We start from the raw sequence: 16,538 nt of genomic DNA on the forward strand, positions 1-16,538 counted from the left end.
GCCTTTACTTCACGCTGAACTTGCGGCCCTTGCCGCTCTCCCAGGCATCCTTCGCGCTCTTGATGAGGGCGTCGAGTTCCTCGCGGCTGGTCATGCGGAACTCGATGCACTTCGCGTGCGTGGTTTCGGGGAATTTCTTCAGCACCATCGTCTGGGTATCGGTGCCGGTGCGTTTGCCCGCCTCATCGAGGAGTTGCTTCGCGCGGTCCACCGCTTCGTTGAGAGTGCTGGTATTGGTGGACGGGGGTTCGAGGTAGTAAAAGCGGGCCAGCGCCTGGCCATTGGTGTCGATGTTGACCTCATGTACCACCACGCCGCCGTCCACGATGTAGGTTTGCTCGCTGATGGAGCAGATGCGATCGAGGGCGACCATGTAGCTGCCGCCGGGCAGCGTGGCCTGCCAGAAGCGGCGCGGGCCTTCGGTTTCGGTGCCTTTGGTTTCGCCGCTGGGGTCCGTGTTCTGCGCATGCAGCGGAGCGGACAGCAGGAGGGCGGCGAGAGGGAAAAATGCGAAGGCTTTCATCATGATGGGAACCCTGTCATGGGCGGATGGTTTTGGCCAGTATTCCGAAATCTTGCCAAGCGGGGAGATTCCGGAAAAATGGCCGTCCATGATCAACGGACCCGTGAAGCAGGTTTTGTCATCCGGAGTGATGGGACCGGGGGAGGAAACTTTCCATCGCTTGATCGCGCATCCGGCGTTCGAACTGGAGGAAATCGTCTCCCGCGGCCAGGCGAGCCCGGAAGGCTTCTGGTATGACCAGCCGCGGGATGAGTGGGTGCTGTTGGTGGCGGGACGCGCCGTGTTGGCGTTCGAACCCGGCGGACGGATGGAATTGGTGGCGGGAAATCATGTTCTCATTCCCGCGCGCTTGCAGCATCGGGTGGAGGAAGCATCGGAAGATGCGGTTTGGCTGGCGCTCCATTTCGATGCGGCCCCACGGACGGCGGAGATGAAGGTTTCCAGAGTCGTCGTTTGGCTGGCGCTCCATTTCGATGCGGCCCCACGGGATGACGCATAGGAGTCACTTGGGGGTTGTTTCCCCCTGAGGGTGGTTTCATGGTTTCCCGCATGGTGCGTTTTCGTCCGAACGTGGCGGCCCTGATGGTCCGCCCGGACCTGGGTCAGCTTCTGATTTGCGAGCGTTCCACCCTCCCCGGAGCCTGGCAGTTTCCGCAGGGTGGCGTGGACGCGGGCGAGTCGTTGGAGGATGCCTTGTTTCGCGAAGTTCGTGAGGAAATCGGTCTGCTGCCGCGCCATTACGAGGTGGTGCGGATGCTGGACGGCTACCGCTACCTCTATCCGGCGGAGGCCCGTGGCAAGAAGCTCAAGAAGCACGGCTTCCACGGCCAGGCCCAGACCTATTTCCTCTGTCATGTCCGTCCGGAGGCCCCGGAGGTGAATGTGGATCAGAGGCCGCGGGAATTCTCCTCCTACCGCTGGATCGCCCCGGACGAGTTCGAATTGGAGTGGCTGCCCGCCTTCAAACGCGACGTCTATCGGCGGGTGATGCGCGACTTTTTCGGAGTTCTTTTGTAAACCTGTAATTTTTATAGGACCGGCATTTAAAAGTTGCCATCCGGGAAAATTTGGAGAACTTTACAAACATCCTCGAACCGGGAAGGTTTGGGATCCGGTGTCTGGGGGGAGATCGGATTCCACAAAGAACCTTCTCAGTTCCTTTGGGGGGATAGTGATTGAGGCGCGGGTCTGCATAAGGCCCGCGCCTTGTTCCTTCAAGGGAAGGAGCAGATTGGAAACGAAGGAATCGTGCGAAACTTTACAAAATTCTGTTAGAATTTCGTGAGTCGCAGGAGGACCTGCCGGACCCTCAGTGGGGACGTGCCGGAGCGGCGGGGGCGGGAGCCTCTTTGCGGGAGAAGCTGGAATTCGCGCTGAGATACCAGATCAGCCCGGCGGTCCCAAGCACCGCAAGGATGACGAGGAGAACCATGGAGAGGCCGAAACAGGATTTCATGTGGGCGGCAGTCTCCGGCGTTCAGGAGGAAGTTTCAAGCCGCGCGGCGAAGGCGCCGTCGGTTCCATTGCGGAATGGGAACGCCTGGCGGGTTTCCTTGAGCTTCACGCCGGGATGATCGGCGAGGAATGCGGAAACCTGATTCTCGTTCTCGTCCTTCTCGATTGAGCAGGTGGAATAGACGATGCGGCCGCCTGGCTTCAGGCAGGGCAGGGCATTCTCAAGGATGCGGCGCTGGACGCGCAGCAGGGCGTCGATGTGATCCTGCTGGAGACGCCAGCGGACGTCCACGCGGCGGCGGACCACGCCGGTGTTGGAGCAGGGAACGTCGAGCAGGATGGCATCGAAGGCACCGTGCCATTCCGCTGGAGCTGGTTGCGTCCAGTCGTGGACCGCAACCTCCGCCGGTTCGCAACCGAGCCGTTCGAGATTCTCGCGCAGGCGCGGCAGGCGCTTTTCGTTGGAGTCGGTGCAGACGAGCGTGGCGGCCGAACCCATGGCTGCAGCCATGAGGAAGGACTTGCCGCCGGGGGCGGCGCAGGCATCGAGGATGCGCTCGCCGGGCTTCGGGTCGAGCAGCTCGACCGCGTGGCGGGTCGCCGGGTCCTGAATGTAGATCCGGCCGGACGCGAGCAACGCGCCGGGCAGAGGCCCTTCCAGCTTGTAGAAGCCGTCGGCTCCCTCCACCGGAGTGCCGGGGATTTCTTCCTCGCCGGGGCGGAGTGGATTCACGCGGGCAAAGGTTTCGGCAGGCTGGTTGTTCCAATCCATCAGGACCAGCGTGTCAGCCTTGCCGAAGGCGGCCTTCCAGCGGTTGTAGAGCCAATCGGGATGGGAAAGGGCGATGGCGGGAGCGAGTTCCGCCACATCATCCATCAGGCGCTTGCGGGAGGTGGTCGCGCGGCGCAGCACCGCATTGATCAGGCCGCGGACATTCGCCTTGCCCACCTCCACCGTCTCGTGAACGGCGGCGTGGTCGGGCAGGCCGAGGATGTAGAGCTGGCACAGGCCTACGCGCAGGATGTCGCGGGTATCGGGATCGAGCTTGCCGTTGCGCAGCTTGCCGATCCAGTGGTCGAGCAGGCGGCGGTTGCGCAGGACGCCGAGCAGGATCGCCTGGAGCAAGCCGCGGTCCTGCGAGGAAAGCTGGCGGCGGTGGGCGTGGCGCTCGACCAACGTCTCAGCATAGTCATGGCCTTTCGCCCACGCTCGGAGGGCGGAGACGGCGGCTTGGCGGACGTGGAAATTCCTGGCGGGCATGAGCGGCGGAGGCACGCTATGAGCCCTCCGGCCGCCGCCGACAACCCTTTTCCGGTCCGGGCGTCAGTGCCTGCCCGCGGCGGGACGACCGACGGAGTGGTACTCCAGTCCGGTTGCGGCGGCGGCCGCCGGATCGAGGAGATTGCGTCCGTCGAAGACCAGCGGGGTGCGCAGGCGCTTCTTGATCTCGGTGAGATCCACATTGGCGAAGTGACTCCATTCCGTGGCAATCACCAGTGCATCCGCCCCATCGAGTGCGGAAAGCATGTCCGGGGCGTATTCGATGCCTTCGGTGATGCCGCTGAAGCGCTTCGAGGTTTCGATGGCTTCCGGGTCCCACGCGATGAGCGTGGCTCCTTCCGCGATCATCTTCTTGGCGACGCGGATGGCCACGGATTCGCGAACATCGTCGGTGTTCTGTTTGAAGGCGAGACCCCACAAGGCGATTTTCTTCTCACGCAGCACCCACAGTTTCTCGCGGATCTTGGCGAGGAAGCGCTCGAGCTGGTCGCCGTTGATGCGCTCGACCTCCTTGAGCAGGCCGAAGGGCGTGCCGAGGGATTCGGAAATGGCGATGAAGGCTTTCACATCCTTCGGGAAGCAGGAGCCGCCGTAGCCGAGGCCGGCATTGAGGAACTGGCGGCCGATGCGCTTGTCGGTGCCGATGCCCTCGGCGACCTTCTCGACATCCGCGCCGGAGGCTTCGCAGATCGCGGAGACGGCGTTGATGTAGGAAATCTTGAGCGCCAGGAACGAGTTCGCAGCATGCTTGATGAGTTCTGCGGAATTGATGTCGGTGACGAGCACCGGAGCCACGAACGGCTCGTAGACCTTGTGCATCAGCGCCAGCGCACGGTCATCGTTCGAGCCGATGACGATGCGGTCCGGGTGGAGCAGGTCGTCCACGGCGCAGCCCTCGCGGAGGAACTCCGGATTGGAAACGACACCGAACTCCACACCCTGAGGCGCGTAGCGGCGGACGGTTTCCGCGACTTTTTCACCGGTCTTCACCGGGACGGTGGACTTGTCCACGATCACGCGGTAGCCGATTTCCGGAGTCAGGCACTCCGCGATCTCACGGGCGACTTTTTCAATGAAGGAAAGGTCCACCGAGCCATCCGGCTGGGGAGGGGTGGGCACGGCGATGAAGACCACGTCACCGCTCTTCACGCCATCGGCGGTGGAGGTGGTGAACTTGAGCCGGCCGGCGGCGACGTTCTTTTTGACCAACTCCTCAAGGCCCGGCTCATAGATCGGGATGCGTCCGGCGAGCAGGGTTTCGATCTTTTCCGGGTTGTTGTCGACGCAGGTCACATGATGGCCCACTTCCGCGAAGCAGGTACCGGTGGTGAGCCCGACGTAGCCGGTGCCGATGATGGTGAGATTCATGGAGTTGGGAAAAAGCGGAATGGCCCGCGGCGGGATAGCAGGGATGGGAGGGCGTGACAAGACTGGTTGGTCACGAGTCCGTCACAAAAGGGAATTCAGGCGAAGGACCGCGGGAATCCCTCAATGCGACAGCAGGCGGTCCCCGAACAGGATGAAGGCGGCCAGCAGCAGGAACAGGACGGCGAGGGCCAGCTTGACGGTAAAAGTGTGCTTTTTCTGGAACGCGATCAGGGCGTCGCTGCGCAGACCGCCATAGGCGAGAAGGAAAATAACGACCAGCGGGACGATGAAGGCGAGATTGTAAAGCACCAGCATGGCCACCGCATCGAGCTGGCCCTGCTGGATCTGATAGACGATGGGGGCGTATACCTGACCGGTGCAGGCGAGTTCCAGGAAGGACACGACGACGCCTGCGACGAAAGCCGCGATGACGAAACGCCGCGCGCGGGCACCGGTGCGGATGACGCCGCGGATGCGATCCTTCAGGAAGCCGGGAAGCTGGAGGGTCATTTCATCGAGTCGTCCGCCACGGGCACGCATCGCATCCCGGAAAGAGAGCACGGCGGCCAGCAGTGCCAGCGCGGCGAAGATCACATTGAGCCACGTCTGAATACCGGAGAACCGCTCATGGAGCGTGGCCAGCACGCGATAGAGCAGCAGCCCGGCGGCGAGATAGGCGAGGAACACGCCGAGGATGAAGGCCGCGCCGGTGAGCAGCATTTCCCGCGGGGTGCGGCGGGCGATCTGGAGATACGAGAGGAAGAAGATGATGGTCGCGAAGGCGCAGGGATTCACGCCGTCCAACAACCCCGCTCCGATCACCACCGGCACGGTCAGTGCCTGATAGCGTTGGGTGACCTGTTGCTTCGCTTCCTCGATCTGAGGCTGCGCGATGACTTTCCACGCATCGTCCTGCGGGGTATTGGCGGTCTTGGCGATCAGCCCCAGGAGATTGGACAACTCGATGTCGGTGGTGATGAGATAGCCCGACTGGGTGAAGACGGAGGGGGCGATGTTGTGCTTCAGAGAGGGGACGCGGAAGCGCTCGCAAAGGGCTTGGTTCAGGACGACGGCATCGGCTTCGAGGATGTTGTGTTCTTCAACGACGAGGGTGGCGAAGTCTTTCTGCGCGCCCTTGAGCATCTCGCGGGTCTTGGCGCATTCCTGACAGCCGGGCTTGAAGAAAAAGACGACGGGCAGTGACTTGCGTTCCACCTTGGCCGCGGGCTCGGTGGCGGCGGGGGCGACCTGCTGGGTTTCGGTTGTGGCCGGAGCTCCGGAGGAGAGGTCGGCGAAACTGGTTGGAAACTTTTCGCTCGTTCCCTTCGGATTCAGGCGTTTGCGGAGGATGGCCATCTTTTCCACGTCGATCGTGTCGGTATCGATAACGGAGAACAGCGGTCGCAGACCTGGGCCGACCTGGCTGGCGGTTTTCTCGAACCAATCGGCGAGATTGCGGTCCACGTTCGCATGCTCGGGCTGTTGGCGGAGCAACTGCACCATCGCCTCCACATCGATGGGCTTCCCGGACACCATCAGGGCGAAGAGGGCATTGAAACGAACCGAGGCGGAAACTTCCGATGCGGCTGACAGCCGTTCCAGCGCGGCCACGGTTTCCGAATCCGGAGAAGGCGGGCGCTCCGAACTGCTGTAGGACCAGCGGTTGTCCCGGGTTTCATGGACATCGTCAAAATGATGGAGCCAGGTGATGTGGTTGCGATTGACCACGGCAGGCACGACTTCGCGGACAAAGGGCGAAGCATCCGCAGCGAGTTGGGTCACCAGGGTTTTCCAGGCGGATGGTTTGCTCCATCCGACGGTTTGAGAAGCTGCGCGCCGCACCCAGGGATCGGACGAGCCGCGCGCCAGATCGACGAGTTTTTGCGGCACCGCTCCTCCCGGAGCTTCGCGCATGGCGATGCAGGCGAGAATTTTGGCGGCGGAGGATGAGTCGCGGTTATCCAGCATCTGCCCGGCCCAAACGCGCAGCGGCGGACCGCATGATTGGCTGCGGGCCACCGACTCGAAGTGATAGCTGTAGACCTCATAGGGCCGCAGCGGCGTTTCCGGTCGCGAAAGTTCATCGAGCACCAGCTTGGTGAAAGCCGGGGCGTTCTCGTTCGAAAACGCGGCGTATGCGGCCGCGGAGCGGATCTCCTCGATCGGATCACGCAGCAGGGTGGCGAGCAACGGCAGGGCATCCCGATGCGAGGGCGAACTGATATTGCCGGCGATGGCGGCCTTGCGGGCGGTGTTGAGACCGGGGAGCAGGCGCAGGAGAGCGCGATAGCCTTCCGGATGGCCCGCGCGGGCCAGCGCGAGAGCGGCGGAAAAAGTGGATTCGGCGGCAGCATCCTCGGCTGCGATTTTTGACAGCTCGGTGATGAGGGCGGCTTGTGCGGCGGGAATGTTGGCCGCAGGCACGCCGGGAAGATCCGATTCGGTGACGGTGCCGAGCGGCTTCAGGAAGCCGTCGTAGAGAGGGTCGAGGGAGGTCTTTGTGGCTTGGCTTTCCAAGGCGATCCCGAGCAGGCGGCTTACGGCAGGATCGTTGATTTTCGCCTCCGGCAGTTTCAGCCGGCCCAGGACGGCAATGCGTCTTTCGGGCTGGCCGGAGCGGAGCGCCTGCACCAGTGCGGAAGAAATCTCATTCTGCTTCACGCGGTCATCATCGGAGCCGAGGAAACGCAGAGCCGCGCATGCTACATCAGTATCGGAATCGGCGGCAAAGCGCAGGACGATCGGGGTGAGGTCCTTGTCGGTTTCTGCGGCCCGGATGGCCGCGATACGGGCTTCCGGCGAGGCCTTGGCAAGATGGTCGATCATCTCGCGATCCGGCTTCATTTTCAGCGCGGCATAGCCTTCCAGGACTGGTCCGACCATGGACTCGTCCGCCATGAGAGCGGTCTTGAGTTTGGGGGCTGCGGATTTGGCTCCCAGCGCGGCGGAGGCTTTGATCGCGGCGAAGCGGACGAAGGTGTCCGGATCGTCCAGCAGTTTCACCACGGCGTCGGACGCCTTGCTGACGTGGCGCATGCCGATGTATTCCAGCGCGGCGACGCGGACCCGCCAGCGTGGGTCCGAGAGGGTCGCGATGATTTCCGTCTCACCGTCGTTCGACGATGGTTTCCCCCGCTCCGAGCCAAACATGGAGCGGGACGAGTCACCGCCCGCGAGCTTCAGGCAGGCCTGGATGGCGGAGACCAGCAGATCCTCATCCGGATGGTGGAGGTAGGATGCGGCGAGCTTTGCGGAGGGTGCTCCGGGAATGTCCTTCAGCCGCCGCAGGGCACCGTGGATGACGTTCACATCCGGTTCTTTTTCCAAGACCGGTGCCACCAGCGGCACGGCATCCGGACCTCCGGCGGCGAGAATCGAGTCGATGGCGGTTTCGCGGACCAGCGGATCATCATGGCTGATGAAATCCCGCAGGATGGGCAGGGCCAGCGGTCCCGCTTCTTTCACCGTGGCAATGGCGGCGAGCACCTGGTCGCGTGAACCGAAGGCAAGGTTCCGCGCGATCTCGGAAGTGCCGGGGCCGAAGCGCGGCGCAAGCACGATTTGATACTGCGCTTGTCGTACTTGAGCGCGGCCTCCCGGCGGCAGCGCCGGAGTGGCCTTGAGGAATTCCTCAAGGAACCCCACCGATTCATAACCGTCCGCCTCCAGCATGTGGCGCGCGCGGGTGGCCTTGTCATTGTCCTGCCCCAACAGGTCGCGGAGATAGCCGCGGCGCTGGTCGTCCGAGAGCAGGGCCCTGCTTTTGCCGTCGCCTTTGGCCTCTTCGGGCTTCCCGGCAGTGGATGCGCTCCATTGGCCCCAGCGGGCGAGGGGGGCTTCGTTTTCCGGCGAGGCAGGCTCCGCCCACGGATTGAAACCGAAATCACCGCCGGCTTTTTCCTCCAACAGATCGAGCGCACCGAGGCGTACGGCGAGCGAGGCATGCCGCAACGACCCGGCGAGCGCTGAGGCCGGAAACGGATCATCGATGGCCGTGCGCACGGCATTGCGCCGCGCTGGATCAGCGAGTTGGGGCAGCAGTTCCGCCAATCGCTCCGTCGTGCGGTCGCCCTTGGTGTAGGCAGCGAGCTGGGCCTTGAATGCCTCTTCCGGCGAGGGCGCGGAAGCCGCTGCGGGTGGTGCCGCCTGCGGTAGCGCGGGCTCCTGTCCGGACACGGTCCAGACGGAGGCCAGCAGCAGGAGGATGACGGATTTCAAGCGCACGCGTTCGGAAAGGTGGATGGCCCGGTTCAGTGAAGGAGGGCGTAGGCCAGGATGTTCGCGTTGATCTCCATCGAGTTCAGAATCTCGTTGCCGCCGCAGCAACAGCAGCCTTCGGTATGGGAGGTGTCGTTGAGGCCGTCCGGCGAATACACGAGCACGATCTTGTTCTTCAATGTCACGCCCCGCAGCTTCGACTCCCCGGTGGAGTGGGAGAGCTTGAGATCCTTGATCGTGAAGACCGTCTTGTAGATGTCGTGGTCCAGCGGGATGTCCTTGAGCGAATCGTTGCCGAAGAGCCGCTTCACCTCGCGCTCGAAGGCGCCTCGCCATGCCTCGTTCGAGCAGGAGGCGGAGGCCAGCAGGAAGCCGCCGTTCTCCAGATACTTCTTGAGGTTGTCGCGTTCCTGTGCGGTGAGGATGAAGTCGCCCTCGCCGGTCATGATGACGAAGGGGAACTTGAACAACTCCTCGCCCGCCAGTTTCACCGGCTTGAAGCGGCGTTCGGTGGCGATGGAGGTTTTCTGTTGGACGGTGGTGAGGAACTCGTCGCTGAAGCACTTCGAGGTCTTGGTGCCCGCGTAGATCAGATTGCCGCATTCCACCGCGCCTTCCTTGGCGAACAAGGAAAGCGGAAGCGCGAGGGTGAGAAGAAGGAGGATCGTTTTCATCGGCGTGAGGGATTTCATTCTCCGGAGAAGTAGCGTTTCACCGCCTCGCGATAGATCGCGGGGACGGCTTCGGGGGTGGGGCCACCGGAATCGCCGGTGCGGGATTCGGTGGGTTTGATGGTGCCTGTTTCGGTCGTGGTCGGCAGGCCTTTGACCGGGCGGGTCGAGCGGGCGTCACCATTGGCGCTGCCGCCGAGCGAGGCCGGATCGAACTGAAGGCGATCCGGTCCCAGCACGGGAAGATCGGAGAGAGCGTATCCCGGTTCGGCGCTGCCGGTCGGGCCGGTGCCGCCCGCACCCATGCCACCGCCGCCGGTCTTCTGGTTCGGCGTGGTGCCGGGGTTCTGGCTCATGAGCCCTTCCAGCATCTGTTGCATGGTTTGGTTCACATCCGGGCGCGGGATCGAGAATTTCGGGGCCTTGCCCTGGCAGGCTTTCGGGAAGCCGTCTTCGCCCTGCATCAGCGACTCCAGTTGCGAGCGTGCCATTTCCGCATTGGTGAAGGCATCGTTGGAGGCACCGTCGCGCGCGTGTTTCGAGGCGGCATCCATCACGCTGCCGGGATCAGCCAGACGCAGGTGCTGGGCGAAGGCGAGCGCGGATTCCTTGAACTCCTGGAGCTGTGGATCCTGGATGGTGGCGGAGCGTTTTTCCAACTCGCGGACGAATTCCTCCAGCGCCTCGCGGTTCTTCTGCTGGGTGTCGGCGAGCGAACCGAGCAGCCGCTTGTTCTGGTCGTCTCCCTGTGCGATCTCCTTGGCGATGGTGCCGATGCGTTTCACCAGCGATTGCTGGGTTTCGTAGATCTGGTGGAACTTGGCCGCCATCTCCAACAGCCTTCCGGCCTCGGCGATGGTGGCGGCATCCTTCTGCGCCTCCTCCATCTTCGGCTGCGGTTTGTCCAGACGCTCCAGCATCTGGCGCACCGCTTCGCGCTGGGCTGGCGCACTGGCCTTGGGATCGAGCTTGGCCAGATCATCGGTGTTTTGCTTGAAGGGGCCGGCGGCTTCGCGGGCGAGCGCCTGGAGCCGCTTCTCCGCCTCGAACACAGGAAAGTCGCCGCCGAGCTTCTCCATCAGCTCCGCGGCCTTGCGGTTCGCTTCAAGGGCATCTTGGCGCGCCTTCTCGGCGGCCTCGGGATTGCCCGCGGCCTTTTCGAGTTCCTCCAGCGCCTTGCGCGCTTCCTCGCGGGCGCGGGCCACGGCCTGGAAGCGAGCGGAGAATTGCTTGAGCGTGGTTTTCGCGCGCAGCCGCGCGGCGTAGTCGTCCTCGGAAATGATCTGGATGCGGGAGATGCCGGAGGTCCCTTGTCCCAGTAGCGAGGGGTTGTAGTCGGAAGCTTCCAGAAACAGTTCGATGGTCTGGCCGGGTTGCAGACCGAGTTTGGCGAGATCGAGTCCATCATGAACGCCGTACTCGCGGGTCTTCACCAGTCCTTTGGCAACGGCCAGCGAGCGATCGCGGAATCCGGAAAGCGTGCGCACGAGTTGGATGCGCGAGAGGCCGAGGTCGTCGGTGGCGCTCGCTTCCACCGGGATCTTCGTCTTTGGTGTGGCCAGCAGCAATGGCGGCGGTGAAGTCAGGTCGATCACCGGTGGTTGGTCCGGCAGCATCTTCAGCGCCAGCTCGGAAGGCTTCGCCGATGGCGTGCCGCGCACGTCCCGGATGACTATGGACAGCTTGCCCGAGCGACCGGCGGTGAAGGCGAAGCGCGCGGTGTGCCCTGAGGTTTCGCCGGCGGTTTCCACCGGAGCGGGATCGGTGGTGCCGGTACGTGCGGGCGTGAAGGTGAGGGTTGCGGCTCCGAGCGGACGGTTCGAGGTGAGTTCCAGGACGACGGCGGAACCTTCCGGCACGGAGATTTCGTTGCTGTCCAGCGGACCCCGGTTGGTTGGCAATCCTGTATAGACGGGAGGCGTGATTTCCAAGGCTCCTGCGAGCACGTTGGGCTGGAGCAGGATCTCCACCGGCAGCCATCGTGAGCGGGCCTTGCCACAGGCGAACGCGACTTCCACAGGACGGGTGACGGCATCGAGCTTGCGGGAAAAACGATTTGCCGATTCACGGGCGGCGGGCAGGCGCAGCACTTCGTTCGAGCCGGGTTGGCGCAGCAGGCACTCGACCGGCTTGTCGATGTGGTCGCCATCCAAGGTGCAGGTCACCAGCAGATCGCCGCCGTAGAGAACGGATGGCTGTGCCGGATCGAGGGTGAAGCGAAGACGGCTCCATGGTGGGATGTCCGCGTCCGGATGGACCATGCGATCCAGCGCGGTGGCGAATGGCAACGGAGAGGCGGAGCGGAAAACCGCGGCTCCGATCAACACCAGGCAAAGCGCGCCACCCGCTCGGCGCAGCCATGGCCACGGCAGCGCCTGTTTCGCGGGCAGTCGGGCAAGAGCGGAAGCGGCTTCATCCAGCGAACGCTTGGCAAGGAATTTGCCGAGCGGTGTGTCGGCGGTTCCGGGATCGACCGCCAGAGCGGCGGCAACCGGACGCCGTGGCGAACCGAGGGCATCATCCGCCAGTGTGGCGGCACGCTGGCGGGAAAGGCGGATGACTACGATGAATGCCGTAATTGCCGCGATGGCGATGAGTGCCGCCGCGATCTTCACCACCAGAATCCGGGAGGGCGATTCCCAAGCCAGTTGGAGATCCAGTGCCATCAACACCAGCAGCACCGCGATGGCACCACCAGCCGTGGCAAGCAGCCACGCGGCCAACCGGCCTGCACGCTGGCGGCGGCGGAATCGGGCAAGTTGTTGCGGGAAGTTCATGGCGGAGGGAGGGGTGGTCAGGCGAGTCCCTGGCGGCGGCGCAGGAACCACTCGGTGGCGGGAAGGATGGCGAGACCCAAGGCGAAAAGGGCGTGGTTCCAGGCTGGTTGCCACACGGCTCCGGATTCGATGGTGGAGGGAGGTGCGGTATGAAGATGTTCGCGGAGGAATGTATCGAAGCGAGTGGGATCGATCGATTGTCCTCCGGTGTTGGTCGAGAGTGCGGCGAGGAATGCGGGATCGGGCGAGAGATCGTCTCCTTCCGCCGGTGGTGCGGGCACGGTCAGTTCGACCTCTGGCGCGGGAGGTGCCTGTGGGCGTGAGTCCACCAGCGCGACGTGCCAGACACCCGCGGCAGAAGGGGTGAGGGTGGCCTGCCAGCGCGGACGGCCCGAGGGATCGGTGATGGCGGCTGGCGTGACTTCGGTGGTTCCGCCATCGGGACCGGAGAGGCGAAGCACGGGTGCAGGTGCGGGCAATGGACCACGGTAGGCGATGGACACGGCCACAGGCTTTCCGGCGTCGCCCTGGGAGGATGCGAGGTGCAGCGAGAAATCCTGACCGGGCAGGAACTCGGAATAGGATGCCATCCATTGGATGAGCTGGGTCCAGTAGTCCTCGTACATGTTGCCGAGTTCGCGGGCCTCCGGGTAGAAGTCCCATTTCCACAGTCCATCGCCATTGACCAGACCGGTGACGCCTTGGCCATAGCGGCGTACGAGCAGCACGGGGAACTTGCCGCCTTGCTCGCCGATGCCGTCCGCAAGGATGCGGGTGAAGGGTTTCACCGCTGCGACCGAGCGACCGTCTTTCAAGCGTGGCAGCGAGTTCCACACGGAGGCATTTGCGGCGGGCAGAGCTTCGCCGAACAATCCGGCGGCTTCACCCTCCGCATTCGGTGCGAACCGGAAATCGGCGGTGACCGTGTTCGCCCATGCGACCGGCTCCAGTGTATCGAGGCCGGCCACTTCGGTGCCGGTGGGCTTGCCGCGTGAGAACAGCACCGCGCCGCCATGATCGCGAACGTAGGCGCGGAGCGCATCGAGACGGGCCGGCGTGAGGAAGGAATCGATGTTGCGGCCGAAGACGATCAGGTCGTAGCGCGCCAGTTCATCGGCGCTCTCGGGGAAGATCGCCTGGGAGGTCTCGGTTGGTGCCGCCTGTCCGGAATCGATGCGGAAATAGCGCTGGTCCGAGAGACGGTGGACGGAGTGGACATCCATATGCTTCTGCTGGCGCAGGAGCTGGGCGAGGAACTTCGAGTCCCAGTAGGGCGCGCCTTCGGCGAGGAACACGCGTGTCTTGGACGTGAGCACGCGGACCGTCACGGCAGCCTGGTTGTTGCCGGGCCTTGCTTCGCCTTCCTGCTCCGCGGTGGTGATGCTCCAGCGGGCATTCGTGGCGGGCGCGGGAATTTCGAAGGTGACGAGGCCGGGCTTGCCCTCGGTTAGATCGATGGTCTGGCGGGCGAGTTCCTTGCCATCGGCACCGTTCAGGATGACCGTCGAGCGAAGCGCTCCCAGTCCGGTGCTTTCCAGCACCACCGGCACGCGGACCGATTGGCCGGCGAAGACGTGAAGGGTGGGACGCGCGGCGCGCAGAGAGAGATCGGCGACGGGATCGTTCGCGCCGATGGCCAGCGTGTGAACGGGCACTTCGCGGGCACGTGCGCGCAGGGCGAGCGCTTCCATGGTTCCTGCCGCCGCCTGTCCGGTCTGACGGCCATCGCTGATGACGAGCATGCCAGCCGGGGCCTCGCCTGCGGCGGAGCTCTCCTGAAAGGCGGTTTCGATCGCGTGAAGGATGTTTGAGGCCTTGCCTTCCGCGCGATCCGGCAGCGTGTCTGCCGCTGGATGAAGTGAATCATCGAAGGCTTGCAGCCGCACCGGCAGACCGGTGGCCTTGGCTTCCTTTGCCGCCTTGTTGGCGAAATCGCGGGCGAGAGAGTAGCGGGTGCCAGCGCCGGAAGCGCGAGCCATCGAACTGGAGGTGTCGGTGAGGACGATCCACGGACGCTGGGTGTGATCGGTGGGCCTCACCCATCGGCCCGGATTGAGCAGAATCACAGCGAGTCCGCAGAGCGCTGCACCCCGCAGACCGAGCAGCAGTCCGCGGCGCGAACCTGTGAGTCCTCGCGTGGAACGCCACGACGCGGCCATGCCCACCATGCCGCCCACGACGAGCAGCAACAGGAGCCATGGCAATGGAAAGGGAGGATTCACGAGGCGTCAGGATTTCCGGAGGGTGGGAGAGGCGATCCAAGGTTCAACCAGCATCGCGAGCAAAGTCAGGCCGATCAGCCAGGGCCAGAGAGGCAGTCCGTGGTCGAGCGCCGCGGCGCGGGCCAGCGAATCATTTGTGCGGCTGCTGCCGGGACCGAAGGTGGGTGGCTCGGGCAGGGCGCGGAGGTCGGATTCCGATTCGGGGAAATTGGCGACCGAGTAGTGGACGGGTTGGCCGGAGACCAACCAGGCATGGATGCCGGGAGTCGCAGGCTGCCTGGCCCGCCACACCGGGCCTCCGGTGCCGGTGGTTTGTTCGAGCGGCACGGGTTTGCCATCCGGTCCGGCGAGCGTGAGCGTGGCGGCTTGCGAAGGATCGGAAGGCGACCATGCGGGCAGCGAGCCGGATTCGATGGCGAAGTGATCACCCGGTTTGTTCGGCCGGGTGTGCAGAATCAGCTCGGCGAAGGCGGGGAGGAAGGATTGGCGTGTGGTCCAGTCTCCCGCCGCAGGATCAAGCGGCAGATTGCACAGGATGATCGGCGCGGAGGCCGTGGGGAAGGAAACCAAAGCAGGCGTGCCATCGGCGAAGCGGCCCAGGGTTTCGCCTTTCCCCGTGACGCTCGCAGGCAGACGGACGCGCTGGCGGATGGTGCCCGCGAGCGGATTGCCGAATTCTCCGGAGGCGAAGAGCGCGAATGCCGGGTGTCCCTCCGCTGGCATCGACTGCCATCCGTCCTGTTTGGTCTCGATGGTGAGCATGCCATCGGCGGCATCCGGTGGAGTGGAGGCCAGGACGGAAAGGGATTTCGCCGGGGAACCGGGGGCTGGATGTACGATGAGTGTCGTACTCTGCTCCGCCAACGCGCGCAGTTTTTCCGGTGAAGAGCCGTCCCATGCCGGGATCAGCAGCAGATCGCAGGGCGGGGGATTCGCCGGGTCCGGGCAATCCACGGTATCGAGCCACGGCAGGGCATCAGCCAGAGAACGGGCGACGCGTGCTTCCGCGCTGTTCGCGGGAGCCGCCACCGCCAGTCGCAGGGATTCGCGGACGCGCAGCGCGAGATAACGGCGGTCGTCTCCGGGGAAGCTGTCTTCATCGATGGCGGCGGTGAGGGCGAGCAACCCGGCTGCGGGACAGCGGACCGTGAAGGCGGCTTCGGCCTCGCCCCATGCGGGGAGATCGACCGGACGGGATTGGTGCGAGCCACCGGCATCGAGCGATAGCAGCGGGCGACGCGCTTCACCGGAGAAATTCCGGACGCGGCAGAGCACGGTGGCTTCCTGGCCGGCGACCGGTTCGGCAGGCGAAGCCACCAGCGAGGTGAGCGCGATGTTCGGCGCATCACCCTTCGCGACCGGCACGGCCCGGACATGGATGTCCGAGGGAACGGTGCCATCGAAAGCCTTCCACGCGCTGGCTTGAAAATCCGAGATCACGACCAGTTCCTTGCGGCCGGTGCCGATGGCGCATTGGCGCAGGGCGAGTTCCCATGCGCGTGCAAGTGCTCCGGCTTCCGGGCGGGCACCGGCTTGATCGAGCGACTCTCCGAGGAAGGCGCGGTTCGGCGCGGGTTCCGGAAACACGGCGGAGGGTTCGGCATCGATCCACACCACGTTTGCCGCGTCCGGGCGGATGCTGGAAAGGGCCTCGCGTGCGGCGAGGATGGCGGATTCGAAACGAGTGGCGGCACCATCGCGAGCGGCCATCGAGGCGGAGCGATCCACCAGCAGCACCAGCGTGGTGCGCTCACCCGGCAGCGGCGCGCTTTTCGAAAGCAACAGCGGTCCGAGGAACGCGGCGGCCAGTGCCAGAATGGCGAGGGTGCGCAGGATCAGCAGCAGCCAGTCCTTCGGCTTGCGGAAGCGGTTGGTGCGGCGCACCACGCGCTGGAGGAAGTCGAGGTTCGAGAAGCGGTACACCGGCGGCCGGGTGCGTGAAAGCAGGTGCACGAGCAGCGGCAGCGCCGCGAGCGCGAGCAGTGGCAGCAGCCAGGGTTGCTGGAGGAAGAGGCTCATCGT

11 protein-coding genes are annotated in these 16,538 nt (G+C 64.4%); 2 read left to right on the forward strand and 9 right to left on the reverse strand.

From position 1 onward, the window contains the following. Positions 1-4 precede the first annotated feature (4 nt). Positions 5-526 (reverse strand): hypothetical protein, encoded by a 522-nt coding sequence (locus KBB96_RS00265; protein ID WP_211631489.1) that lies wholly within the window; start codon positions 524-526, stop codon positions 5-7. Between the two features lie 85 nt (positions 527-611). On the opposite strand from KBB96_RS00265, the gene KBB96_RS00270 reads away from it, so the two are divergent. Beyond that, complete coding sequence (locus KBB96_RS00270; protein WP_211631490.1) at positions 612-1,022, forward strand: cupin domain-containing protein; 411 nt, start codon at positions 612-614, stop codon at positions 1,020-1,022. A gap of 50 nt (positions 1,023-1,072) precedes the next feature. After that, a complete protein-coding gene (locus KBB96_RS00275; RefSeq protein WP_211631491.1) occupies positions 1,073-1,540 on the forward strand; it encodes an NUDIX domain-containing protein in 468 nt (155 codons plus the stop codon). A gap of 292 nt (positions 1,541-1,832) precedes the next feature. Here the strand turns inward: KBB96_RS00275 and KBB96_RS21115 are convergent, their stop codons facing one another. The 8 genes from KBB96_RS21115 to KBB96_RS00310 all read right to left on the reverse strand — a co-directional run bounded on the left by KBB96_RS21115 (position 1,833) and on the right by KBB96_RS00310 (position 16,535). After that, positions 1,833-1,955, reverse strand: coding sequence for a hypothetical protein (locus KBB96_RS21115; RefSeq protein ID WP_264176980.1), 123 nt, complete (start codon positions 1,953-1,955; stop codon positions 1,833-1,835). Positions 1,956-2,000: 45 nt separating this feature from the next. Beyond that, entirely contained in the window at positions 2,001-3,239 is a 1,239-nt protein-coding gene (gene rsmB / locus KBB96_RS00280; RefSeq protein ID WP_211631492.1) for a 16S rRNA (cytosine(967)-C(5))-methyltransferase RsmB, read from the reverse strand. A 63-nt stretch (positions 3,240-3,302) separates the two neighbouring features. Further along, positions 3,303-4,628 (reverse strand): UDP-glucose dehydrogenase family protein, encoded by a 1,326-nt coding sequence (locus tag KBB96_RS00285; protein WP_211631493.1) that lies wholly within the window; start codon positions 4,626-4,628, stop codon positions 3,303-3,305. Between the two features lie 120 nt (positions 4,629-4,748). Continuing rightward, positions 4,749-8,852: a HEAT repeat domain-containing protein gene (locus KBB96_RS00290; RefSeq protein ID WP_211631494.1), complete on the reverse strand. Its 4,104-nt coding sequence runs from the start codon at positions 8,850-8,852 to the stop codon at positions 4,749-4,751. A gap of 26 nt (positions 8,853-8,878) precedes the next feature. Further along, positions 8,879-9,520: a DUF4159 domain-containing protein gene (locus KBB96_RS00295; protein WP_211631495.1), complete on the reverse strand. Its 642-nt coding sequence runs from the start codon at positions 9,518-9,520 to the stop codon at positions 8,879-8,881. Positions 9,521-9,534: 14 nt separating this feature from the next. After that, positions 9,535-12,294, reverse strand: a complete 2,760-nt coding sequence (locus tag KBB96_RS00300) for a DUF4175 family protein (protein ID WP_211631496.1) — start codon at positions 12,292-12,294, stop codon at positions 9,535-9,537. 17 nt (positions 12,295-12,311) lie between these two features. Further along, on the reverse strand, positions 12,312-14,516 hold the full coding sequence (locus KBB96_RS00305) for a hypothetical protein (RefSeq protein ID WP_211631497.1): 2,205 nt from the start codon (positions 14,514-14,516) through the stop codon (positions 12,312-12,314). A gap of 6 nt (positions 14,517-14,522) precedes the next feature. Continuing rightward, positions 14,523-16,535, reverse strand: coding sequence for a vWA domain-containing protein (locus KBB96_RS00310; RefSeq protein ID WP_211631498.1), 2,013 nt, complete (start codon positions 16,533-16,535; stop codon positions 14,523-14,525). Positions 16,536-16,538 lie beyond the last annotated feature (3 nt).

Source organism: Luteolibacter ambystomatis, assembly GCF_018137965.1.
Lineage (GTDB): Bacteria > Verrucomicrobiota > Verrucomicrobiia > Verrucomicrobiales > Akkermansiaceae > Luteolibacter > Luteolibacter ambystomatis.